Source organism: Haloimpatiens massiliensis (assembly GCF_900184255.1).
Lineage (GTDB): Bacteria > Bacillota > Clostridia > Clostridiales > Clostridiaceae > Haloimpatiens > Haloimpatiens massiliensis.
Map to the genome: position 1 here is coordinate 145,506 of NZ_LT854640.1, position 22,948 is coordinate 168,453.

Below are 22,948 nucleotides of genomic sequence, written 5' to 3' on the forward strand. Positions count from 1 at the left end.
AACATCATACACTTAATACGTATTAAGCAGATTTTGTTTTAAAGTGAAATACTAATCATATGATTAAACTACAAAAATGTACAATGTGGTGGAATTATGAAATTTCTCCTTCATGACTTGCATAAGAGCTAGGAATGATAAATTTAAATAGTTCCTTTGCTTCTTATACAAGTTATTCCAGAGAAATTTCATAATTCAAGTAATTTAATACTTTTTGTGGGATAATCATTATATAGGTAGCCAATAGGAATGTCCTAAAAACTTTATATGAAATTTGACTTTTTAGTGTAAAAAATATAAGTTTAATATATAAAATGTATATAAATAAAATTAACCAGTTTAGCGCATGCTATATGGAATATATTACGGGGTGATAAACTATGAAAATTGCAATGCCAAAATTAAATGAAGAATTAAATCAACACTTTGGCAAAAGTGAGAAATTTGCTATAGTAACTACAGAAGAAAAGAAAATAGTAGATATTAAGGAGGTTTCTGCAAAAGCTTTACAACATAATCACGAAGGGCTTGCAGAATTTTTAGAAAGTGAAAAAGTAGAAGTGGTTATTGCTGGAGGAATAGGACAAGGTGCTTATGATCCTTTGATACAAAAAGGGTTTAAAGTTATAAGAGGCGCTTCAGGTAAAATAGAACAGTTAGTAAAAGAATATTTAGAAGGAAGCTTAAAGGATAAAAAAGTTATGTGTAATCATCATCATTCTCATGAACATCATGTGTCAATTAAAAAATTTAAATAAAACAACTTTTATTTAGATATTATAAGTCTAAATACCAACGTAGTGTTTAAGTAGTTATTCGTTAGGTGTTAGGCTATATTAAGGTGCTAGGTTATATTCAAGTATAAGTTATAAGTTCTAGAAATAATACTTAGTGCATGTATTTATACTATTACCTAGCACCTAAAAACTATTACCTAATTAAAGAGTGCTATAGGCAAGTTCTGTTTGTGGCTTGGAGAGTGTGTTTTTTTCGTTTACTTGGTTTCCTTTTTTTCTTTTGTACAGAAAAGCCAAATTTACCTATGGACTTTGATGGCATAGGATAATATTCTCCGTGACAATAACTTATTAAGTTAGCTTTTTCATAGTGAATTTTACCGTTAGAATCTATAATATTGTCTTCTACATGAACAGCCAATACTTCAGCTAAGAAAAGGTCATGAGTTCCTAAAGGAGTTATAGACATTACTTTACACTCTAGAGAAATAGGACAATCTTCTAATATGGGCACATCCACATTTTTAGAATTAGAAAGTTTAAGATTGAATTTTTCTATTTTATCTAAATCCCTACCTGAACGTACTCCGCAGAAATCTACTATATTAACCATATCTTTTGAAGGCAAATTAACCACAAATTCTCTCGTTTCTTTTATGTAATCATAGGAAAGTCTTTCAGGTCGTATGGCCACAGTAATCATAGGAGGCTTGGTACAAGCTGTTCCTATCCAACCTACAGTAAAAACATTAATTTTACCTTCTTTATTTTTACAGGTTATTAATACTACTGGTACAGGATTTAACATAGCACTTCCTTTAAAAATTTCTTTAGTCATTTATATGCATACCTTTCTTAATTTAAAATTTTGTACTCATAATATTATAATTCACATATGAGTAAATTTCTATAGGGTAGTAGCATACATTAGTAAATTTAACTATAAATGAATTAAAGAAAACATCTTTAGAATACGATTATAATTAAGTGATTGCTTTCAAATTGTTTTGAAAAGATTCATCTTATAATGTAAAATGAATTTAGTATATGATTAACCCACAAAAATGTACAATGCCGTGGAATTATGAAATTTCTAAAATTAAATTTAAACAGTTCCTTCGCTTCTTATGAAAGTCATTCCAGAGAAATTTCATAATTCAAGTAATGTAATGATTTTTGTGGAATAATCAGTATATAGATTATTATAAGTTAAAATATGGTAAGATATATATGAAATAATTATAATATATTCAACTTTAGCAATTGTGAAATTAAAAGTTAAGGATATAACTTCTTTAGAGTTTTTGATAAAACATGAATTAAAGAAATTTTCCAGAAATTTCAATCTTTATTTAAATTTAAAAACTATATTGGTATTTTCCTATTTATGTAATGTAAAATTTGAAATTTATGTGTGAAAGTTGAGTTATATATAATTAAAATTATTAAGAAAGTGTGGTATGAATGGACTGGTATAATTACACGTGGAATTATGTAGTAAAAACATTGAATAGTGATATTTATTATGGATTGAAGGAAGAACAAATTTTAAAGTCTAGAGAAGAATATGGAGATAATAGGATAGAAAAACCTATAAATAAGAATATTTGGTTATTGATTTTAGAAGAATTGAAGAATGTCTTTTTAATTATTTTTATAGTAAATATTATAATTTTAATTTATAGTAAAAATTATATTTGGGCAACTTTCATAACATTATGTTTTGTGGTGAACATAGGAATAATAGTAAAATTAGAAAAAGATAGATTTAAGGGATTAAATCAAATAGACAAATTAAATACATACAATGTGCAGACTATTAGAAACGGTAAGGATATGATAATCCCAGCACAAGATTTAGTGGTTGGTGATATAGTTTGTTTAAATAAAGGTAACATAGTACCAGCAGATATAAGACTTATTAAGGGAAATAATTTAAAGGTTAAAGAAAATTCTGTAACTGGTGAAAATTATATAATGGACAAGTATGAAACCAAGATTGAAGAAAGGGATATATCTCTTTCTCAAATGAATAATATATTGTTTAGGTCTTCCTATATAGCACAAGGGGAAGGCATTGGTATAGTAGTTACCACTGGAATGAAAACACAAATTGGTAATATAGTACATATGTCATTTAAAGATGAAAATAGGGAAGTACATTTTAAAAAAGATTTGTTTAATAAACTAAACTCAATTACATATATATGGATTGCATTTATGCTGCTAGAATTATTTTTAGGATTTAAAAAGTATACGGATTTAGAAGGGGTAGTTAGCAACTTAGGAAAAAACTTATCCATATATACAGCTAGTCCCATATTGATAGTTTTAGTTATGGCTTATACATATACTATATTTAAATTGAAAAAACAGGGTATGGTTTTAAAAAATATATCTTCTCTTTATGGAATAGGTAATGTAAATATAGTGGCTTTTGAAAAAATGGGAACATTATCTCAAGAGGCCATGGAGTTTAAAAATATATATATAAATGGAGAACTAAAGGAAGTACCTAGCGTTCAGTTTAAATTTGATGAAGATATAGAAAGACTTATTTCCATAGCTGTTTTATGTAGTAGCGGAAAACATTCTGCTCTAAAGGAAATTGAAAGAGAAACATTAGAAGAAGCAGAGCTTATGGAATTTTGTAAAGTTTATAATATATATAAGACTTCTTTAGAAGTTAAATATCCTAAAATTGCAGAAATACCCATGGATCCTATTAGAAAAACTGTAGTTACAATAAATAAAGTAGATGAAAACTTCAGAGCTAATGTAAAAGGATTTTTAGACTATATATTAGAAAGATGTACACATATAAGGTTAAATGGTGTAGAGAGAGAAATAACTAAAGATGATATCGCTAAAATAAAAAATATAAATTTAAAGTTATGTGGAGAATGTTTGAATGTAGTTGCCTTAGCTTCAAGAGCTTTTAGTTATGAACCTAGTTTAAATGAAAATATTGAAAGTAATTTAGTTTTCGAAGGACTTTTAGCTTTTAATAATCCATTAAAGGATGATTATGAAGATATATTAAATTATTATGGAATGAACTGCATAAAACCTATTTTTTTAACAAAAGACAATAAACTTACAGCTTATTCTATAGGTAGAAAAGTTAAGTTAGTGACAAAAGTAGATCAGGTTTTATCAGGAGTAGAGATAAGTTATATGAATGAAGAACAGCTAGAATACAGCATAGGCAAGGTAAGTATATTTTCAAATATAGATGATAAATCTAAAGCAAGAACAGCAGAAATGCTTAAGCAAAAAGGATATAATCTAGCTATGGTTGGAAAAAATCTTAAGGATTTGTCGTATTTAACACACTGCTATGTATCTATGGCTTTGGGGGAAGGATGTAGTAATACTCTAAAAAAATTATGTCATGTATTTGCTGAAAAGTTTAATTTGGAAAGTTGTAAGGTCTTAATAAATAGCAGCAAAAGCTTTAAAAACTTTTTTAATGATGCCATATTATATTTTACTTATATTTTTATTTGTGAAGGGGTCAATATTTCTCTTTTTAATGTGTTAAATATAAATCATGTATTACCTATATATTTTTATTTATATATAAACCTAGTAACAGTGCCTATTATGGGTATAGCTATTTTAAAAGAAGTTAATTCAGAAGAACATAAGTGGAGAGAGGAAGAAAAATTAAATATTTTAAATAAAAATGTTTTAAAAGCTATAATTGGGGGAGCTTTACCAGTGTTAACTTTTAATGTATTACAATATATATCCAGTGATTTCATTGATGATGTTTATTTAGTACTTTTAAATTTTTTAATAGTATTAATGGGGTTACATTTTAAGGAGAAGGAAAGCAAATTATTTAAAAATAAAATATCTAATATTCTATTTTTAGTATGTATTTTACTTCCGTTTTTAACGTTTCTAGTATAATATTACATAGAGGCTGAACTTTCATATGTTTTTATGTATTATATACTAGATAATATTATTTTATAAAGTTAAAAAAGATTACACCTGCCTATATATGTCAACAATATATAGGGAGGTGTATTTTAATTGTATAATAGGCCGCTTATTTATTATCTATTTTTTATGGTAGTAGGTTCTGTTGCATTTTTGATATCATTAAAAAGCAGTATTTTAAGTGTTATTTTTATTTTTTTAATAATTATTCCTTTTTTCTTTACATTAGACTATAAAAAATTCTTTTTTGTGAATATATGCTTTTTAATTTTAGGAATGATTTGTTTTAATTTATATTTTAATGTGCAAGTATCTAAGGAAGAGTGTTTTAGAGTTACAGAGAAAAAAATGGGTGTTTTTACTGCTAACTTTAAAGGAAGAAGAATTTATTTATGTGGTAATACTGGTGGACTAAAAGAGGGAATGAAGGTTTGTGTACAAGGAGATTATGTGAAGAATATAGATTATGAAAAGGGCATAATAGGCCAGTTTTTTATAAAAAATTATTATGTTAAAAAAACAGATATAATATATAAAATGCATGTGTTTAAAGAGAAGATATATAATAAATACATAGAAATATTGGGGAAAGATAAAAGTTCTATAATGATGGCATTATGCTGTGGTGATAGTAAGTACTTGTCCTACGATAAGAAGAAAGATTATGCTAAATTGGGTATAGTGCATGTACTTTGTGTTTCTGGATTTCACATATCCATAGTATATAAGATGCTTGAAAAAATATTTAAAGAAAAGATTGGGGCAGCAGCCACATTTGTATATGTAATTTTTACTGGAATGAAAGCATCAGCACTAAGGGCATATATAATGATAGTTATATGCAAATTTTCTAAGAAATTGTATAAAAAATATGATGCTTTATCAGCTATTTCTCTAGCTGCTATTATATTGATTTCTATAAGACCTTATTATATATTGGACATAGGCTTTAATCTTTCTTTTTTAGCCACTTTTGGAATACTCCTGTATAGTAAAAAAATAATGAGATGCCTATATAAACTTCCTAGTTTTTTAAATGAAATTATAAGTATATCTCTCAGTGCTCAAGTATTTACTTTACCATATATAGCTTTTACTATAAATGATGTAAGCATTAGCTTTCTACTAGGAAATATATTTTTGATGCCTATATATTCTATAGCTATAATATTAGGTAATTTAGCTATGATTTTTGTATATTTTACAAGGTTATTTAATAGTATATGCTATATTTTATATACAGCACTTACTGCAATACAGGGAGGAAATAAAATACTATTAGAATTGTCACCACCACTATTAAAATTAAATGAATATTACGGGGTAGCAATATTAGTGTTTTACTTACATTATTCATTGATAAAAAACTCCATAAAAGAAGAATTTATTAATTAACTCAACTTTCGCACATAAAGCTTAAACTCTACATTAGATTAATAAGGTTTTTAATTTAAAAATTAGAATGTAAAATAGTAGGTGAGAGGTAAAAAGTAAGAAGTAATAGTGAAAAGGTAATAGTTGTTACTTACAAATTAATTATAAAAAACTCTTTGAGTTTTATCCTTAACTCTTACCTATCACTTACCTGCAAATTTTAAATTATAGTTAATTTCTAAAAGAGCTTTATTCTTCATTTTGAATTTTATATGCGAAAGTTCAGTTAATAATTTAACTTTTATAAATAATTTTTAAGCACTACAGTATATAGATGAAAAAAATACAAAAGTAGAAGGATGTTTTAGAAAGTATAATTAACTGGTATAATAGTTGTGTAAATAGTTAAGTTTGGGAGAGATAGGTATGATTTTAAAATTGTTTGAACTAGAAAAAAAGATAAAAGCTAATGACATAAAAGGTGCATACTTGTTTTGCAGTACTGATAGTAAATTAATAAGAGACACCATAAATAGTATAAAGGATAGAGTTTTAGAAAAGAATTTTATGGAGTTCAACTATATAAAGATAGATGGAAGTAAATTGGAAAGTATGGATTCTATAATAAATGCCTGTGAGACATTGCCTTTTATGAGTGATAAAAAATTAATTGAGATTTATAATTTTAAACTTTTAGGAAAGGATAAAGATGAGGGGATTATAAAAGAGCTTAGAGAATATTTAAAGAATATTCCACCTGAATCAATACTTATAATGTATTATTCTCTAGAAACTGAAAGGGAAAAACCATCTAAAAATTTTAATAAGCTTTCAGGTGTAAGTGGCGTTTGTGGATGCAAACTAGATAAATTAAAAGGTATGGAGCTTCAAAAAAGAACAAAAGAAATGTTTGAGAAGAGAGGAAAAAAGATTGAAAGAAGTCATTTGAGTTTCTTTTGTTCTGTGGTAGATAATAATATAAACGTAGTAGAAAATGAAGTGGAGAAATTATGTGCTTATACAGAAGGAAGAGAGATTACTAAAAGAGATATAGAAGAAATACTTCCTCAAAAAGGAGAAAATGATATATTTAATTTAGTAGATTTTCTTTCTAGAAAAAACATTAATAAAGCGATAGATATATTAAACGAACTTATATATAAGGGGGAAGCTATTACAGTAATTTTAAGCATGATAGAAAGACAGTTTAGGCTTCTTTTAAATTTAAAACTAGGTATAAAAGCAGGAAAGACAAAGGAAGAATTAACTAAAGAATTGAGACTTCATCCTTACGTTTGTGAAAATATGATGAAACAAAGTACTAGTTTCAAAGAGCAACAATTAAAAAATATTTTAAATTCTTGTATAGAATCAGAGAAAAAAATAAAAAGCTCATCTGTAGATAATAAAGTAGAGTTGGAACTTTTAATTATGAATACTTTAATAGCATAAAATAAAAGCAAAAATAATAAACCGGTGTGTACACACCGGTTTAATTATTAAGCAGATAATTGAGCTAATTTTGCTGCTAATCTAGATTTCTTTCTTGAAGCTTTGTTCTTATGTAATATACCTTTAGATGTAGCCATATCTAAAGCTTTAGCAGTAGCTGTATATTGAACCTTAGCTTCTTCAAGATTATTTTTTGCTATTGCAGTCTCAAACTTTTTAATTTGGGATTTTAAAGCAGATTTTATCATCTTATTTCTAAGAGTTTTAGTTTCTAATACTTTTATTCTTTTCTTAGCTGATTTAATGTTTGCCATTCCTTTTCACCCCCTTGTATTTTTGTAGGGTTTGCAGCTTTGGGGAAATCTGCATAAGCGATATATATAAATTTATATATATTTAACAAATGATATTATAGCATTAATTATATAGGACTTCAAGAGTAATTTATTGAGGCTTTTATTTAACAAAATGAATTTCTTGGGAAATGTCTACTCATTTAACTATAAGTTAGTAGTGAAAGATTCCAGTTTTATTTATAAAATTGCAATTATATCATTGGAAAAATTAGTTGTGGGATAAAATAAAAGTATTTGTAGAATACTATAAAATAAATAACAGCGTCAAAATGTAGCATACGGTTTTTGAAAAATGGTAAATCAAAAGGAAAGGAGAAAGTTGAGTAGGTTTTATTCAACGGTGGTTACTATGTTTAGTATAAGAACAGATTTAGCAGTAGAAGCTAGAGAAATATATAAGCAGAAAAATAATAAAGATATGCCAGGAGTAGAGGTAAGAGAATATGAAGAAAACAATGTAAAGGTCACAAGAGTTACGGTAGTGGATGAAACTGGTGAGAAGGCCATGGGAAAACCTAAAGGGGACTACATAACTATAGATATGCCAGAGTTTGCACACTATGATGCAGATACAAAAGATTACATAAGTAAGGTACTTGCCAAGGAACTATCAACTTTAGTTAAATTGGATGACAGTATGACAGCTATGGTAGTAGGACTTGGAAATGAAAAAGTAACTCCAGATGCCTTAGGGCCTAAAGTAGTTTCACAATTAATGATAACAAGACATTTAAAGCAACTTGTTCCTAATGAAATAGATGAAGGTATAAGACCTGTTTGTGCAATGGCACCAGGAGTTTTAGGGACTACAGGTATAGAAAGTAGTGAGATAGTAAGGTCTGTGGTGGATAAGGTAAAGCCCAATTTGGTTATATGCATAGATGCACTAGCTTCTAGAAAACTTCAGAGGGTTAATAGTACTATCCAAATAGGAAGCACAGGTATATCACCAGGTTCTGGAGTTGGAAATAGGCGAATGGAGTTAAGTGAGAAAACATTAAATGTTCCAGTAATAGCTATAGGTGTTCCTACAGTAGTTGATGCAGCTACCATGGCAAATGATACCATAGATTTAGTAGTGGATGCATTAATAAATCAATCAGAAACTGGAAGTAAATTTTATAATATGTTAAAAGATTTAAATAAAAATGAAAAACAGAAACTTATACAAGAAGTATTAGATCCATATGTAGGAAACTTAATGGTAACACCAAAAGAAGTAGATATGGTAGTGGAATCTGTAACGAAGATAGTTGCTAATGGAATAAATATAGCATTGCAACCAGCATTAGAGCTAAAAGATATAAATAAGTATTTAGCATAGAGGGTGAATGCTTAACATAATTTATATGTGAGGTATTTTATATTAAAAATATAGTTTTAAAATAATAGATTAAATATTTTCTATAAAAATAATAATTTTAGTAATATATTTTGCTCTCCATTAATATTCTATAAACTAAGAACAGTATAAACAAAGGGGGAGTAAAATTGGATTACAGAAAAGTAAATAAAAAGATAGATTTGAATTTCAATAAAAGATTTAAGCTCATAATGAGTATATCGTGTATTGTAGTAGTAATGATAATTACTTTATTAAGTCCTCAATTAGTAAATGGATATGAGATAGGAGGAGAAAACAAAAAATCTTCTTTTTATGTGAAAGTGTTTAACTATGCTATTCCAACAGCAAAGGTAGTAAATGATGATCTTTTAAATAATTACTCTTTAAAGGAGAGTTTTTTACAGGCTTTAGGCATTAAGAGTCCTAAATCCATATTAAGGAAAGAAATGGCAATTATAGATAAGGATGAAGCAGAAAAAGTAAAGGAAAATAATAATGATAAGAAAGTTGAAGATAAGATGTATGATAAGGATGGGAAGTTAGTCATAGATCCTTTTAAATTAGATGATAAAGAAGTGTATAAAGACGTGCAGGACAATGATGCTACTGGAAAGGATACTATAAGTCCAGCTTATGATAGTAGTCTTAAAAAGACTTTGGATATGAATAAACCAGAAGTACTTATATATCATACTCATACCCATGAAAGTTATAAACCAGGGAATCCTAGTAGCGAAGATCAAAAAGTGAATGTATGTTCAGTGGGAGATGTGCTGGCAAATGAATTAATGCAAAATTACGGTATATGTGTAATACATGATAAAACTATCCATGATACCATTTACCCAAAGTGCTACCAAAAATCTGGTGAAACTTTAGATAGGTATTTAAAGAAATATGGTAACTTTAAATTAATAATAGATATGCATAGAGATTCTGCATCAGATAAGAGGTTAGTTAGTACAAAATTAAATGGAGAAGAAGTAGCAAGATTTATGTTTGTAATAGAAAAGAGCAATCCTTTAGTGAAAAGTAACCTAGCTTTGACAAATAAATTAGTATCCATAAGTGATAAGTTATATCCAAATCTTTTAAGAAAACAGAAGATATATTATTATAATAGAGGTATGAGACATTTTAACCAAAATAAGAGTAAAAATAGTATTTTAATTGAAATGGGATCTTATGTGAATACAACAGATGAAGCTAAGAAGACAGCAAAATATATAGCAAGAATACTAGCAGAACACCTAAACAGAAAACAATAAGAATATATTGAGACATAATACATTGAAGAAAAATCTGATTTTAATTCCGTAATAAATGTGTAATTTGGGACTGTTCACAATACGCCAAAAACTTCTAAATGTCTCACAGTTAAAGAACCTAAAGCTTTCAAACTCACTCGTTCCTCGTTCAAACATGAAAGCTTCTTAACGGTTCCTTAACTGTGAAACATAAGAAGTTCTAAGGCTAGTTCAATAGTCCCCAATTCCACATTTATTACTACATTAAAATCAGATTTTTAGTTTAATATGTTTATGGTTGGAGAGGAGAAGCCCACTAAAGGATGATTTTCCTCCACTACGTTACGGAAAATCTTTAATTTATAAAACAAATAAAAAGGCTCCCATAATCTTTTTAGGCGTAGCCTTTCGTTTAGAACTTAAATCTCGGTTATTAATAATATTTTCACTAATTGGGAGATACAATTAGTTATTTTAATTAGGTACTAGTAAATACATAATTATTAAAATAAAATATTGGATAAAATTTAATATATTTTGCTATAATGCATTGGCTTGTATAAATCTTAGCTTTAATATTTAGACTGGCTACCGCCAATAAAAGATTGTAAAGGCTTAAAAGAAAAAGCTATAATTATTCGATTAATAGTGTAATTATAGTTTTTATTCAATTAAAGATTTTCTGTAGCATAGCGGAGGAAAATCATCCTTTAGTTAGCTGTCTTCCTCATTTGATAGCTTATGCATGAACCGAAAAATCTATCTTTAAGGTAACAATAAATATATTTTTTTAGACTATTGAGCTAGCCTTAGAAATTCTTTGTTTTCAAATTTCAATACCCGTTAAGAAGCTTTCATGTTTGAGCGCCGTTAGAAGCGAGTTTGAAAGCTTTAGGGTATTGAAATTTGAAAACATTAGAATTTCTTGGCGTATTGCGAATAGTCTTAAAAAATATATTTATTGTGGACTTAAAGACAGATTTTTCTTCAATGCATTACTTCACAATATTCTTATGTCTTGACATAAGTTGCGGTTATTGTGGTATAATTTACTGTGATTTAGTTTACCTTAAAAAATGTATTATTGTAAATACATAAATAATATTGATTTAAAAAAATAGGTTAATAGATACTAATTATGGAAAAATAGTTTTCACATAGGTTAAGTTAAGAAAGGCGGTAGTAGAGATGAAGGGTGAAAGACAAAAGTACATAAGAAACTTTTCTATAGTAGCACATATAGACCATGGTAAGTCTACCCTTGCGGATAGATTGATAGAAGAAACTGGCACATTGACTCGTAGAGAAATGGAAGAACAGGTTCTTGATAGTATGGAATTAGAGAGAGAAAGAGGAATAACTATAAAGTCTAAGGCAGTGAGACTTGTATATAAAAGAGAAGATGGAAAAGAATACATATTAAATTTAATAGATACCCCAGGACATGTAGACTTCAATTATGAGGTTTCAAGAAGTTTAGCAGCCTGTGAAGGAGCTATTTTAGTGGTAGATGCCACTCAAGGTATTCAGGCTCAAACATTGGCTAATTGTTATCTAGCAGTAGATCATGACTTAGAAGTAGTTCCCGTAATAAATAAGGCTGATTTACCTAGTGCAAGACCGGATGAAGTGAAAGAAGAAATTGAAGATGTAATAGGTATAGAAGCTCATGATGCACCAGTTGTATCAGCTAAAACAGGACTTAATATAAAAGATGTTTTAGAATCTATAGTAGAAAAGGTTCCAGCACCTAATGGAGATGAAGAAGCTCCTTTAAAGGCATTGGTATTTGATTCCTATTATGATAGTTATAAAGGTGTTGTTTCATTTATAAGAGTTATGGATGGAACAATAAAACAAGGAACTAAGATGAAGTTTATGTCTACTGGAAAAGAATATGAAGTAACAGAAGTAGGAATTTTTGCTCCTAACTTTTATCCTGTAGAAGAATTAAAAGCTGGAGAGGTTGGTTACTTTACAGCATCTATTAAAAATGTAAGAGATGCTCGAGTTGGTGATACAGTTACAGAAGCTAAAAGGCCTACTGAAGAGGCGCTTCCAGGATATAGACCAGCCATACCAATGGTATATAGTGGAATTTATCCTGTGGATGGAGCTAAATATGATGAATTAAAAGAGGCTTTAGAGAAATTACAAATAAATGATGCAGCTCTTTTATTTGAACCAGAAACATCTATAGCACTTGGTTTTGGATTTAGATGTGGATTTTTAGGACTTTTGCATATGGAAATTATGCAGGAGAGAATTGAGAGAGAATTTGATTTAGACATAATAACTACAGCACCTTCTGTTATTTATAAGGTTCATAAAACTGATGGAACTCATATGGATATAACTAATCCAACTAATTTACCAGACCCATCAGAAATTAAATCTATGGAGGAACCTATAGTAAAAGTTTCTATAATAACACCTTCAGATTTTGTGGGTTCCATAATGGAATTATGTCAAGAAAGAAGAGGAAATTTCATAAACATGGAATACATAGAAACTACCAGAGTAGTTCTTCATTATCAATTACCTCTTAATGAAATAATTTATGATTTCTTTGATGTATTAAAATCAAGAACTAAGGGATATGCATCTTTAGATTATGAATTAGATGGATATAAGGAAACGGAATTAGTAAAACTGGATATACTTTTAAATGGAGATATAGTTGATGCACTTTCTATGATAGTTCCAAAGGAAAGGGCATATAACAGAGGAAGAAACACTGCTGAAAAATTAAAGGAAATTATTCCAAGACAAATGTTCGAAATTCCAATACAGGCAGCGGTGGGTTCTAAAATAATTGCAAGAGAAACTGTAAAAGCTTTAAGAAAAGACGTACTTGCTAAATGTTATGGTGGAGATATTTCTAGAAAGAGAAAACTTCTAGAGAAACAGAAAAAAGGTAAGAAGAGAATGAGGCAGGTAGGTTCTGTAGAAGTTCCACAAGAGGCATTTATGTCTATACTTAAGGTTGACTAGATGCATTTTATGTATTTTAAATAGAGTTATAAATCACCGGGCACTAATCACCAGAAATTGGTCGGTGGGTATTGGTGACTGGAACTAAAAATTAGGGAGGAATTTTAAAGTGAGTAAAGCGGTGGGATTATATATTCATATTCCCTTTTGTAAACAGAAATGTTTTTACTGCGACTTTCCTTCTTTTAGTGGAAAAGAATCTCTTATGATGAATTACGCTAAAGCCTTAAGTAAAGAGATAAGTGGAATTAAAAACGAAATAGATACCATATTTGTAGGTGGGGGAACTCCCACCTATTTATCTTTAGAGGCATGGAAAATTATAAAGAAGGCATTAGATGGTTTGTATAAGAAAAAAGATTTAGAGTTTACTATAGAAGGAAATCCGGGAACTTTCACAGAGGAAAAACTTAAGTTTTTTAAGGAAATGGGAGTAAATAGAATCAGTATTGGACTTCAAGCTTGGCAGGATGATATTTTAAAAACTTTAGGAAGAATTCATGACTTAGATGATTTTAGAAAAAGTTATAAAATGGCTAGAAGTTGTGGATTTAAAAACATAAATGTAGATTTAATGTTTGGGCTTCCTAATCAAACTTTAGGAAAGTGGAAAGAAACTTTAAAAAATGTTATACATATGGAGCCACAACATCTTTCTTGCTATAGTCTTATAGTAGAAGAAGGTACAGTTTTTTATAAGAATTTAGAAAAATTATCTTTACCTTCAGAAGAGGAAGAAAGAAGTATGTATATTGAAACAATAGAATTTTTAAGAGAAAATGGATATGAGCAATATGAAATATCTAATTTTTCTAAGGAAGGCAGGCAATGCAGACATAATTTAATTTATTGGAATTTAGAAGATTATATAGGTTGTGGTTCAGGTGCTCATTCATATTTAAATAGTGAAAGATATTGTAATGTGGAGGATATATGTAAGTATATTAAGCTTATGGAGAAAAGCAATAGTGCTCAGATAGAAAGGCATAAAAATACTTCAAAAGAAGATATGGAAGAATATATTTTTATGGGTCTTAGAAAAATAGAGGGTATTTCTAAAAAAGAATTTAAGGAAAAATTTAATAGAGATATTTATATTATATATGGAGATATTATAAATAAATATAAAGCTATGAATTTAATTATTGAAAATGAAGATAGAATGTTTTTATCTACAGAAGGTATACAGGTGTCTAATGTTATAATGAGTGATTTTATATTAGATTAGACAGCTATATTGTCTATAATATGTTAATACCTTAAATTAAAAACATATTAAACAGGAGTAATAAGTAGATATATTGAGAAAAATATGGATAAACAATATTAAATAGTATTAACTGAAATTTATATTATGTATCATATATTGACAAAAAAAATTTAGAGTGATATGTTTAAAACATAGTCGTTAGCACTCAATGCTAATGAGTGCTAATAAAAGAGGTGATATTTATGAATATAGATGAAAGAAAAATAAAAATACTTCAAGCTATAATTCACGACTATATAAACACAGGAGAACCTGTTGGATCAAGAACCATAGCGAAAAAATATGATTTGGGAATAAGCTCAGCAACTATAAGAAATGAAATGTCTGATTTAGAAGAAATGGGTTATTTAGAACAACTTCATAGCTCTTCTGGTAGAAAACCTTCAGATAAGGGATATAGATTATATGTAGATGAGTTTATGCAGTTACCTACAATATCACCTGAAGATGAATTTGCAATACAAAAAAGCATTATGGATTTAGCTATTTTTCAAATGGACAAAACTATTCAAGAAATTACAGAGTTATTATCACAGCTTACAAAGTTAACATGCATTATAAAGGCACCTTCTTTAAGGCAGAGTTATATAAAGCATATTCAGTTAACACCAATAGATAACTGGAATTTACTTTTAACTATTGTTACTGATACTGCTTTGGTGAAAAATGCAATAGTAAGATTAGATATAGAAATAGATGATGATTGGATTTTGAAATTTAATAATTATATTAATGAAAAGCTAAGATATAAAACTGTAGAAGAATTTTTTCATAAGATAATTTATGAAATAGAGAGTGAACTTCAAAATAGTTATAAAGTCCTAGAGGTTATTATAAGCACATTAGCGGAGGCTTTAAGAGAAATCGATGATGCTCAGTTTTATTTAGGAGGAGCTACGAACATATTTAATTATCAAGAATACAATGACATAGATAGTGCTAGAAGATTTTTAAATCTTTTAGATGACAAAGAAAAGGTAAAATTGTTATTAAATGAAGGACTTAACCCTAATGAAGTATCCATAAAGATAGGAACTGAAAATTTCATAGAAGGTGCAGAAGATTGTAGCGTTATATCTGCTGTCTATAGTATAAACAATAGGCCTTTAGGAGCTGTTGCCATTATAGGACCTACAAGAATGCACTATCCTAAGGTGATATCTATATTAACAGAAGTTATAAAAACTTTAAATGATAATTCTTCAGATAACCTTCATAAATAAGGTTATAAAAATATTAAGGCGGTGGTAAATTTGACAAGTGAGGAAAAAAATTTAAAAGAAGATCTGAGTGATGAGGAAATATTAGAGGATAAGGTAGCAGAAAAAGTAGAAAACTCAGACAATAAAAATATTTCCCTAGATGAAGAAGAAAGAAATGAAAAAGAAGATTTAATAAAAAAATTGAAAGAAGACAAAGAAAATCTTGAAAAGGAAAATAGATGTTTTAAAGATGAAGAAACTAAATTAAACAATGAAAATAAAGCATTAAAAGATAGATTAGAAAGAATAGTTTCTGAGTATGATAACTATAGAAACAGAACATCTAAGGAAAAAGAAGCTATTTATGATGATGCTTGTGAAGATGTACTTAAGCACATGCTTCCTGTTTTAGATAACTTAGAGAGAGCTATGGAAGTAGAGGGATGTGTGGAAGACATTAAAAAAGGCATAGAAATGACTATAAAGCAATTTAAAGATAGTTTTGAGAAAATTGGTGTAGAAGAAATATCTACAGAAGAAGGTTTTGATCCTAACTTCCATAATGCAGTAATGCATGTGGAGGATAACAATTATAAAGAAAAAGAAGTAGTTGAAGTATTTCAAAAGGGATACAAAAAAGGAAATAAAGTTTTAAGATACAGTATGGTTAAAGTTGCAAACTAACCAGTATATATAGGAGGTAATAAAAATGGGAAAAATAATAGGAATTGACTTAGGAACAACAAACTCTTGTGTTGCAGTTATGGAAGGTGGAGAACCAGTTGTAATACCAAATGCAGAAGGTGCTAGAACAACACCATCAGTTGTATCATTTCAAAAGGATGACAGCAGACTTGTAGGTCAGGTTGCTAAAAGGCAAGCAATAACTAATCCAGATAAAACAATAATATCTATAAAGAGACACATGGGTACTGATTATAGAGTATCAATTGATGATAAGAAATATTCACCAGAAGAAATATCAGCAATAGTACTACAAAAAATGAAGGCTGATGCTGAAGCATATTTAGGAGAAAAGATAACTCAAGCAGTTATAACTGTTCCAGCTTACTTTAATGATAGCCAAAGACAGGCTACTAAAAATGCTGGTAAGATAGCTGGTCTTGAAGTTTTAAGAATAATAAATGAGCCAACAGCAGCTTCACTTGCTTATGGTCTTGATAAAATGGATACAAATCAAAAAATATTTGTATATGACTTAGGTGGAGGTACATTTGATGTATCTATACTAGAATTAGGCGATGGAGTATTTGAAGTTAAAGCAACTAATGGTAATACAAAATTAGGTGGAGATGACTTCGACAATAGAATAATAGATTTCATTGCAGAAAACTTTAAAAATGAAAATGGTATAGATTTAAGAGAAGATAAAATGGCACTTCAAAGATTAAAAGAAGCTGCTGAAAAAGCTAAAATAGAATTATCTTCAGCTATGCAAACAAATATTAACTTACCATTTATAACTGCAGATGCTACAGGCCCAAAACATATAGATATGGATTTAACAAGAGCTAAATTTAATGAATTAACTGCTGATTTAGTAGAAGCTAGTATAGAGCCTATGAGAAAAGCACTTAGTGACTCAGAACTTTCAATAAATGATATAGATAAAATAGTACTTGTAGGTGGTTCTACTAGAATTCCTGCAGTTCAGGAAGCAGTTAAGAATTTTACAGGAAAAGAGCCAACTAAAGGAGTTAACCCAGATGAATGTGTTGCACTAGGAGCAGCTATACAGGCTGGTGTACTTTCAGGAGATGTTAAGGATGTACTTCTTCTAGATGTTACTCCATTAACTTTAGGAATAGAAACATTAGGCGGAGTTGCAACTCCATTAATAGAAAGAAATACAACTATTCCAACTAAAAAGAGTCAAATATTCTCAACAGCAGCAGATGGTCAAACATCCGTTGAAATTCACATAGTTCAAGGTGAAAGAAAAATGTCTTCAGACAATAAGACTTTAGGAAGATTCCAACTTTCAGGAATACCAGCGGCTCCAAGAGGAATACCTCAAATAGAAGTTACATTTGATATAGATGCTAATGGTATATTAAATGTTTCAGCTAAGGATAAGGGAACAGGAAAAGAAGCAAAAATAACAATAACAGCTTCAACTAACCTTTCTCAAGACGAAGTTGAAAAAGCTATGAAAGAAGCAGAGCAAAATGCTGAAGCAGATAAGAATAAAAAGGATTTAATAGAAGCAAAAAATAATGCTGAACAAGTAGCTTACCAAACAGAAAAAACATTAGAAGAGCTTGGAGATAAAGTAACAGATGCTGAAAAATCAGACATAAAAGCTAAAGTAGAGAATTTAAAGAAAGTTAAAGATACAGATGATTTAGAAGGAATTAAAAAAGCACAAGAAGAATTAACAACAGCTTTCTATGCAATATCTTCTAAAATGTATGAGCAACAAGCTGGTGCTCAGGGCGCAGGTCCAGACATGGGTGGTGCTTCAGCAGAAAATGCAAATACTAAAGGATCAGATGACAATGTAGTAGATGCAGATTATAAAGTAGAAGACGATAAATAATAGGTTAAAGTAAATAAGGGGAGGATTTATTGCCTTCCCTTAATTTGGGTTATTAGGTGGTGAAATAAATTTGGCTAGTAAAGATTATTATGAAATCCTGGGACTGCAAAAGGGAGCCAGTGATGAGGAAATAAAAAAGGCTTTTAGAAAGATGGCGTTAAAATACCATCCAGATAGAAATCCAGACAATAAAGAAGCTGAAGAAAAGTTTAAAGAAGTAAACGAAGCATATCAAGTGCTTTCTGACCCTAATAAGAGAAGTCAATATGATCAATTTGGTACTACAGACTTTAATGGTGGTGCTGGAGGCTTTGGAGGATTTGATTTCTCAGACTTTGGCGGTGGAGGCTTTGGTGGATTTTCAGATATATTTGAAAACATCTTTGGAGGCGGAGGTGGCTTTTCTGGAAGAAGAAGGCCAAATGGACCTCAAAGAGGTGCTGATTTAGAATACACATTGAGGTTAAAATTCGACGAAGCTATTTTTGGAGTAGAAAAAGAAATTTCTATAGATAAAAATGAGAAATGTGAAAAGTGTAATGGTACAGGTGCAAAATCAGGTACTTCTCCAGTAACCTGTGACAAATGTGGTGGCTCTGGACAAGTGAAAGTTCAAAGAAATACTCCACTAGGAAGCTTTGTAAGCGTTGGAACTTGTGATAAGTGCGGAGGTCAAGGTACCATAATAAAAGAAAAGTGTGTTCATTGTGGCGGAAAAGGAACTATAAGAAAGAGAAAGAAAATAAAGATCAATATACCTGCAGGAGTAGATACTGGAAATGTACTTCCTATAAGGGGTCAGGGGGAGCCAGGAAAGAATGGAGGCCCTTCTGGAGATCTTTATGTAAATATAATGGTAGAACCACATCCAAACTTTAAAAGAGAGGGAATCAATATATATATAGATACACATATAAGCTTTGGAAAAGCTACTTTAGGAGCAGAAATAAAAGTTCCTACAGTGGATGGGTCTGTAAAATACAAAGTGCCAGCTGGAACTCAACCGGGTACAGTATTTAGACTTAAAGGGAAAGGTGTTCCTAGAGTAAATAGTAAGTCTAGAGGAGACCAATATGTGAAGGTCGTAGTAGATGTACCTAAGAATTTAAATGAGGCACAGAAGAAGGCTATTTTAGACTTTATGGAAGCTAGTGGTGAAAAATACGAAGGTGACAAAAAAGAGTCTTTTGTAGATAAATTAAAAAACTCATTTAAATAAATTTGGCCGCTTAACTTAAATAAGAGTTAGGCGGTTAGTTTTTTGCCAATGAATTATAGGTGCATACAATTAAAGAAATTCCCTATGAATTTCAACCTTAATTTTAAATTAAAGTATACATAGTGAAATATTATGTGATAATATATTATAAGAAAATAATTAGTATGGGGGAAACGATATGGTAGATAAAGAATGGATTGAAGTTACAGTTATAACTAGTAGTGAGGCTGTAGAAGCAGTTTCAGGTATTTTATATAATACAGGAGTTAAAGGTGTAGCTATACAGGATTCCCAAGATGTAGAGTTTAAAAAGAAACACCCAGGAGATTGGGATTATTTTGATGAAAAACTTTTAGATATAGAGGACGGAGCAGTAATAAAAGGATACTATAAGGAAGATGAAAAATTCCAATCCTACATTAAGTACATAGAAGAAGGAGTAAATTCCTTAGAAGAATTTGGTATAGATAAAGGTAAAGGAATTGTTGTATATAATAAAGTAAATGAACAGGATTGGGAAAATAACTGGAAAAAGTATTATAAACCTACAAAAGTGGGAAATAAAATAGTAGTAAAACCCATTTGGGAAGAGTATAGTAAAAAAGATGATGAAATAATTTTAGAATTAGATCCGGGAATGGCTTTCGGAACAGGAACTCATGAAACTACTAGAATGTGTATAAAAGCTTTAGAAAAGTATGTGAAAGACGATTCTACAGTATTTGATATAGGAACAGGTTCAGGAATATTATCTATAGCAGCAGCAAAGCTAAAGGCTAAAAAGGTAATAGGCGTAGATTTAGATCCTGTAGCTGTAGATTCTGCTAAACAAAATGTAGGATTTAATAAATTAAATAATATTGAAATATTACATGGTAACTTAATGGAAGTAGTTAAAGGAAAAGCTGATATAGTAATTGCCAATATAATAGCAGATATTATATTGTTCCTTACTAAGGATGTTAAAAACTTTATAAAAGAAGATGGTTATTTTATATCATCAGGAATAATATTAGATAGAAAAGATGACGTAGTTAAATGTTTAGAAGAAAATGGCTTCACCATTGAAGAATTAAATATAGATGGTGAGTGGTGCTGTATAGTAGCTAAAGAAGGGAAGAATTAGATTGCATAAGTTTTTTGTATCTAATGAAAATATTGTAGATGAATGGGTTAATATAATTGGTGATGATGTAAAACATATATATAAAGTTTTAAGATTAAATATTGGTGATAAAATTTGTATAAATAATTGCTCCGGACAGGAATACTTAGCTGAGATAAAAGAAATAGATAAAAAAGAAGTAAAAGCTCAAATATTGAAAAAAATGGACACTGACAATGAGAGTTCTATAAATGTCACTATATATCAAGGACTTCCTAAGGCATCAAAAATGGATTTGATAGTTCAAAAGAATACGGAACTGGGAGTTAAAGAAATAACCCCTGTTATTACAGAGAGAGTAGTAGTTAAGGGTGAATTAAAAGAATATAAAAAAGTTGACAGATGGAATAGAATTGCCCTAGAAGCTTGTAAACAAAGCAAAAGAAGCTATATTCCAAAGATAAATAACCCTTTGGAGTTTCATGAAATGTTAAAGGAGTTGTCTAATTTTCAACTGATAGTGGTGCCATATGAGAATAAGGAAGAATATGGCATAAAGAAATTAATTCAGGATATAAAAAATCTGCAAATTAAAGATGTTGCTATTGTTATAGGACCAGAAGGTGGATTTGAAGAGGAAGAAATAGTTAAGCTGCAGGAAAAGGGAGCTTATATAATTACTTTAGGTCCTAGGATTCTAAGGACAGAGACTGCAGGATTTACTTGTTTGAGCTTAATAATGTATGAATTAGGAGATTTAGGAGGAAATATGTAATGAAGGTTGCTTTTGCTACTTTAGGCTGTAGAGTAAATCTATATGAGACAGAAGCTATGATGGAAAAATTTATAAAAGAAGGATATGAAGTAGTGGAATTTGAAGACTTCGCAGATGTATATGTAATAAACACATGTACTGTTACTAATACTGGAGATAAAAAGTCAAGACAAATGATAAGAAGGGCTAAAAAGAAAAATGAAGAATCTATAGTAGCAGTTGTGGGGTGTTACGCTCAAATTGCACCAGAAGAGATTTCTAGCATACAAGGGGTAGATGTGATTCTAGGAACTAGAAATAAGGGAGAAATAATTTACTGGGTAAATAGAGTTAAAGAAGAAAAAGAGCAAATGATAGTGGTGAAGGATGTATTAAAAAACAATAGTTTTGAAGATTTAAATATACAAGAATATCAAGATAAAACTAGAGCTTTTCTTAAAATTCAGGATGGCTGCAATAGATTTTGTTCCTATTGCTTAATACCTTTTGCTAGAGGAGCTGTATGTAGTAAAAAACCAGAGAGAGTTTTAGAAGAAGTTAAAAAACTTTCAGAGCATGGTTTTAAAGAAATAATATTATCAGGAATTCATATAGCATCTTATGGAAATGATTTGGAAGGCAATTGGGATTTGACAAGGATATTGGAAGAAATAAACAAGGTGCATGGAATACAAAGAATAAGAATAGGCTCTATAGACCCTACGTTCTTCACAGAAGAAGTTATAAAAAAAGCAGCATCTATAGAAAAGTTATGTCCACATTTTCATTTATCACTTCAAAGTGGATGTGATGAGACTTTAAAAAGAATGAACAGGAGATATACTGCAAAAGAGTATGAAGAAGCTGTTGATAATTTAAGGAAGTATATAAAAGATGTATCTATAACTACGGATGTTATAGTGGGATTCCCAGGAGAAACTGAAGAGGAATTTAGTGACACATATAATTTCTTAAAACATATAGAATTATCAAAGATGCATATATTCAAGTATAGTCCAAGAAAGGGAACTAAAGCTGCTCAAATGCCAGATCAAGTAGATGGAAATATAAAAGAAGAAAGAAGTAGTAAGTTAATTTCTCTAGACAAGGAATTAGAAAATAAATTTATAAGTAGATTCATAGGAAGAGAAATGAATGTTTTGTTTGAACAAAATGTACATGGAAATGATAATTTATATGAAGGATACACAGAAAATTATATAAAAGTATTGATGGAATCAGAAGAAGATATAAAGGGTAAAATAGTAAGAGTAACAATAAATTCAGCAGAAGGAGAACACGCATTAGGTAAGGAGATTAAGCCTAAGGAATAGAAGTTGTAATATAAATATTTTTATTTCATAAAGAAGGAATTAATAAAA

At 29.3% G+C, this 22,948-nt stretch carries 17 protein-coding genes; 15 read left to right on the forward strand and 2 right to left on the reverse strand.

The window, feature by feature from the left end:
* The first annotated feature begins 380 nt into the window (after window positions 1-380).
* A complete protein-coding gene (locus C1715_RS08810; protein ID WP_102400135.1) occupies window positions 381-758 on the forward strand; it encodes a NifB/NifX family molybdenum-iron cluster-binding protein in 378 nt (125 codons plus the stop codon).
* A 190-nt stretch (window positions 759-948) separates the two neighbouring features.
* Here the strand turns inward: C1715_RS08810 and C1715_RS08815 are convergent, their stop codons facing one another.
* A complete protein-coding gene (locus C1715_RS08815) occupies window positions 949-1,575 on the reverse strand; it encodes a flavin reductase family protein (protein WP_102400136.1) in 627 nt (208 codons plus the stop codon).
* A 626-nt stretch (window positions 1,576-2,201) separates the two neighbouring features.
* On the opposite strand from C1715_RS08815, the gene C1715_RS08820 reads away from it, so the two are divergent.
* The 3 genes from C1715_RS08820 (at window position 2,202) to holA (ending at window position 7,514) form a co-directional block, all read left to right on the forward strand.
* Window positions 2,202-4,655: a P-type ATPase actuator domain-containing protein gene (locus C1715_RS08820; RefSeq protein WP_102400137.1), complete on the forward strand. Its 2,454-nt coding sequence runs from the start codon at window positions 2,202-2,204 to the stop codon at window positions 4,653-4,655.
* 126 nt (window positions 4,656-4,781) lie between these two features.
* Window positions 4,782-6,083, forward strand: coding sequence for a ComEC/Rec2 family competence protein (locus C1715_RS08825; protein ID WP_102400138.1), 1,302 nt, complete (start codon window positions 4,782-4,784; stop codon window positions 6,081-6,083).
* Between the two features lie 405 nt (window positions 6,084-6,488).
* Window positions 6,489-7,514, forward strand: a complete 1,026-nt coding sequence (holA, locus tag C1715_RS08830; protein WP_102400139.1) for a DNA polymerase III subunit delta — start codon at window positions 6,489-6,491, stop codon at window positions 7,512-7,514.
* 47 nt (window positions 7,515-7,561) lie between these two features.
* On the opposite strand, the gene rpsT is transcribed toward holA, so the two are convergent.
* Window positions 7,562-7,828, reverse strand: a complete 267-nt coding sequence (gene rpsT / locus C1715_RS08835; RefSeq protein ID WP_102400140.1) for a 30S ribosomal protein S20 — start codon at window positions 7,826-7,828, stop codon at window positions 7,562-7,564.
* A gap of 391 nt (window positions 7,829-8,219) precedes the next feature.
* Between rpsT and gpr the strand changes: the two genes are divergently transcribed.
* The 11 genes from gpr (at window position 8,220) to mtaB (ending at window position 22,900) form a co-directional block, all read left to right on the forward strand.
* Window positions 8,220-9,194 carry a GPR endopeptidase gene (gene gpr, locus C1715_RS08840; RefSeq protein WP_102400141.1) on the forward strand — a complete coding sequence of 325 codons (975 nt, stop codon included), beginning with the start codon at window positions 8,220-8,222 and terminating at the stop codon, window positions 9,192-9,194.
* 167 nt (window positions 9,195-9,361) lie between these two features.
* Window positions 9,362-10,483 (forward strand): stage II sporulation protein P, encoded by a 1,122-nt coding sequence (locus tag C1715_RS08845; protein WP_102400142.1) that lies wholly within the window; start codon window positions 9,362-9,364, stop codon window positions 10,481-10,483.
* A gap of 1,167 nt (window positions 10,484-11,650) precedes the next feature.
* Window positions 11,651-13,456, forward strand: coding sequence for a translation elongation factor 4 (gene lepA / locus C1715_RS08850; protein ID WP_102400143.1), 1,806 nt, complete (start codon window positions 11,651-11,653; stop codon window positions 13,454-13,456).
* A 109-nt stretch (window positions 13,457-13,565) separates the two neighbouring features.
* Window positions 13,566-14,684 carry a radical SAM family heme chaperone HemW gene (gene hemW, locus C1715_RS08855; RefSeq protein ID WP_102400144.1) on the forward strand — a complete coding sequence of 373 codons (1,119 nt, stop codon included), beginning with the start codon at window positions 13,566-13,568 and terminating at the stop codon, window positions 14,682-14,684.
* Between the two features lie 224 nt (window positions 14,685-14,908).
* Entirely contained in the window at window positions 14,909-15,949 is a 1,041-nt protein-coding gene (gene hrcA / locus C1715_RS08860) for a heat-inducible transcriptional repressor HrcA (RefSeq protein WP_102400145.1), read from the forward strand.
* A gap of 30 nt (window positions 15,950-15,979) precedes the next feature.
* Complete coding sequence (grpE, locus tag C1715_RS08865) at window positions 15,980-16,612, forward strand: nucleotide exchange factor GrpE (RefSeq protein ID WP_102400146.1); 633 nt, start codon at window positions 15,980-15,982, stop codon at window positions 16,610-16,612.
* A gap of 25 nt (window positions 16,613-16,637) precedes the next feature.
* Window positions 16,638-18,488: a molecular chaperone DnaK gene (dnaK, locus tag C1715_RS08870; RefSeq protein WP_102400147.1), complete on the forward strand. Its 1,851-nt coding sequence runs from the start codon at window positions 16,638-16,640 to the stop codon at window positions 18,486-18,488.
* Window positions 18,489-18,558: 70 nt separating this feature from the next.
* The gene (gene dnaJ, locus C1715_RS08875; RefSeq protein WP_102400148.1) at window positions 18,559-19,707 is read left to right on the forward strand and encodes a molecular chaperone DnaJ; all 1,149 of its coding nucleotides are present in this window, start codon (window positions 18,559-18,561) and stop codon (window positions 19,705-19,707) included.
* A 178-nt stretch (window positions 19,708-19,885) separates the two neighbouring features.
* Window positions 19,886-20,833 (forward strand): 50S ribosomal protein L11 methyltransferase, encoded by a 948-nt coding sequence (gene prmA, locus C1715_RS08880; RefSeq protein ID WP_102400149.1) that lies wholly within the window; start codon window positions 19,886-19,888, stop codon window positions 20,831-20,833.
* 1 nt (window position 20,834) lies between these two features.
* Entirely contained in the window at window positions 20,835-21,587 is a 753-nt protein-coding gene (locus C1715_RS08885; protein WP_102400150.1) for a 16S rRNA (uracil(1498)-N(3))-methyltransferase, read from the forward strand.
* Window positions 21,587-22,900, forward strand: coding sequence for a tRNA (N(6)-L-threonylcarbamoyladenosine(37)-C(2))-methylthiotransferase MtaB (gene mtaB, locus C1715_RS08890; protein WP_102400151.1), 1,314 nt, complete (start codon window positions 21,587-21,589; stop codon window positions 22,898-22,900). Before C1715_RS08885 ends, mtaB begins: the two co-directional genes overlap by 1 nt.
* Window positions 22,901-22,948 lie beyond the last annotated feature (48 nt).

Bases quoted from the DNA above. Each gene is read 5' to 3' on its own strand.
- C1715_RS08810 (WP_102400135.1), top strand. From the start codon at position 381: ATGAAAATTGCAATGCCAAAATTAAATGAAGAATTAAATCAACACTTT.
- C1715_RS08815 (WP_102400136.1), bottom strand. From the start codon at position 1,575: ATGACTAAAGAAATTTTTAAAGGAAGTGCTATGTTAAATCCTGTACCA.
- C1715_RS08820 (WP_102400137.1), top strand. From the start codon at position 2,202: ATGGACTGGTATAATTACACGTGGAATTATGTAGTAAAAACATTGAAT.
- holA (WP_102400139.1), top strand. From the start codon at position 6,489: ATGATTTTAAAATTGTTTGAACTAGAAAAAAAGATAAAAGCTAATGAC.
- rpsT (WP_102400140.1), bottom strand. From the start codon at position 7,828: ATGGCAAACATTAAATCAGCTAAGAAAAGAATAAAAGTATTAGAAACT.
- gpr (WP_102400141.1), top strand. From the start codon at position 8,220: ATGTTTAGTATAAGAACAGATTTAGCAGTAGAAGCTAGAGAAATATAT.
- lepA (WP_102400143.1), top strand. From the start codon at position 11,651: ATGAAGGGTGAAAGACAAAAGTACATAAGAAACTTTTCTATAGTAGCA.
- hrcA (WP_102400145.1), top strand. From the start codon at position 14,909: ATGAATATAGATGAAAGAAAAATAAAAATACTTCAAGCTATAATTCAC.
- dnaK (WP_102400147.1), top strand. From the start codon at position 16,638: ATGGGAAAAATAATAGGAATTGACTTAGGAACAACAAACTCTTGTGTT.
- prmA (WP_102400149.1), top strand. From the start codon at position 19,886: ATGGTAGATAAAGAATGGATTGAAGTTACAGTTATAACTAGTAGTGAG.
- mtaB (WP_102400151.1), top strand. From the start codon at position 21,587: ATGAAGGTTGCTTTTGCTACTTTAGGCTGTAGAGTAAATCTATATGAG.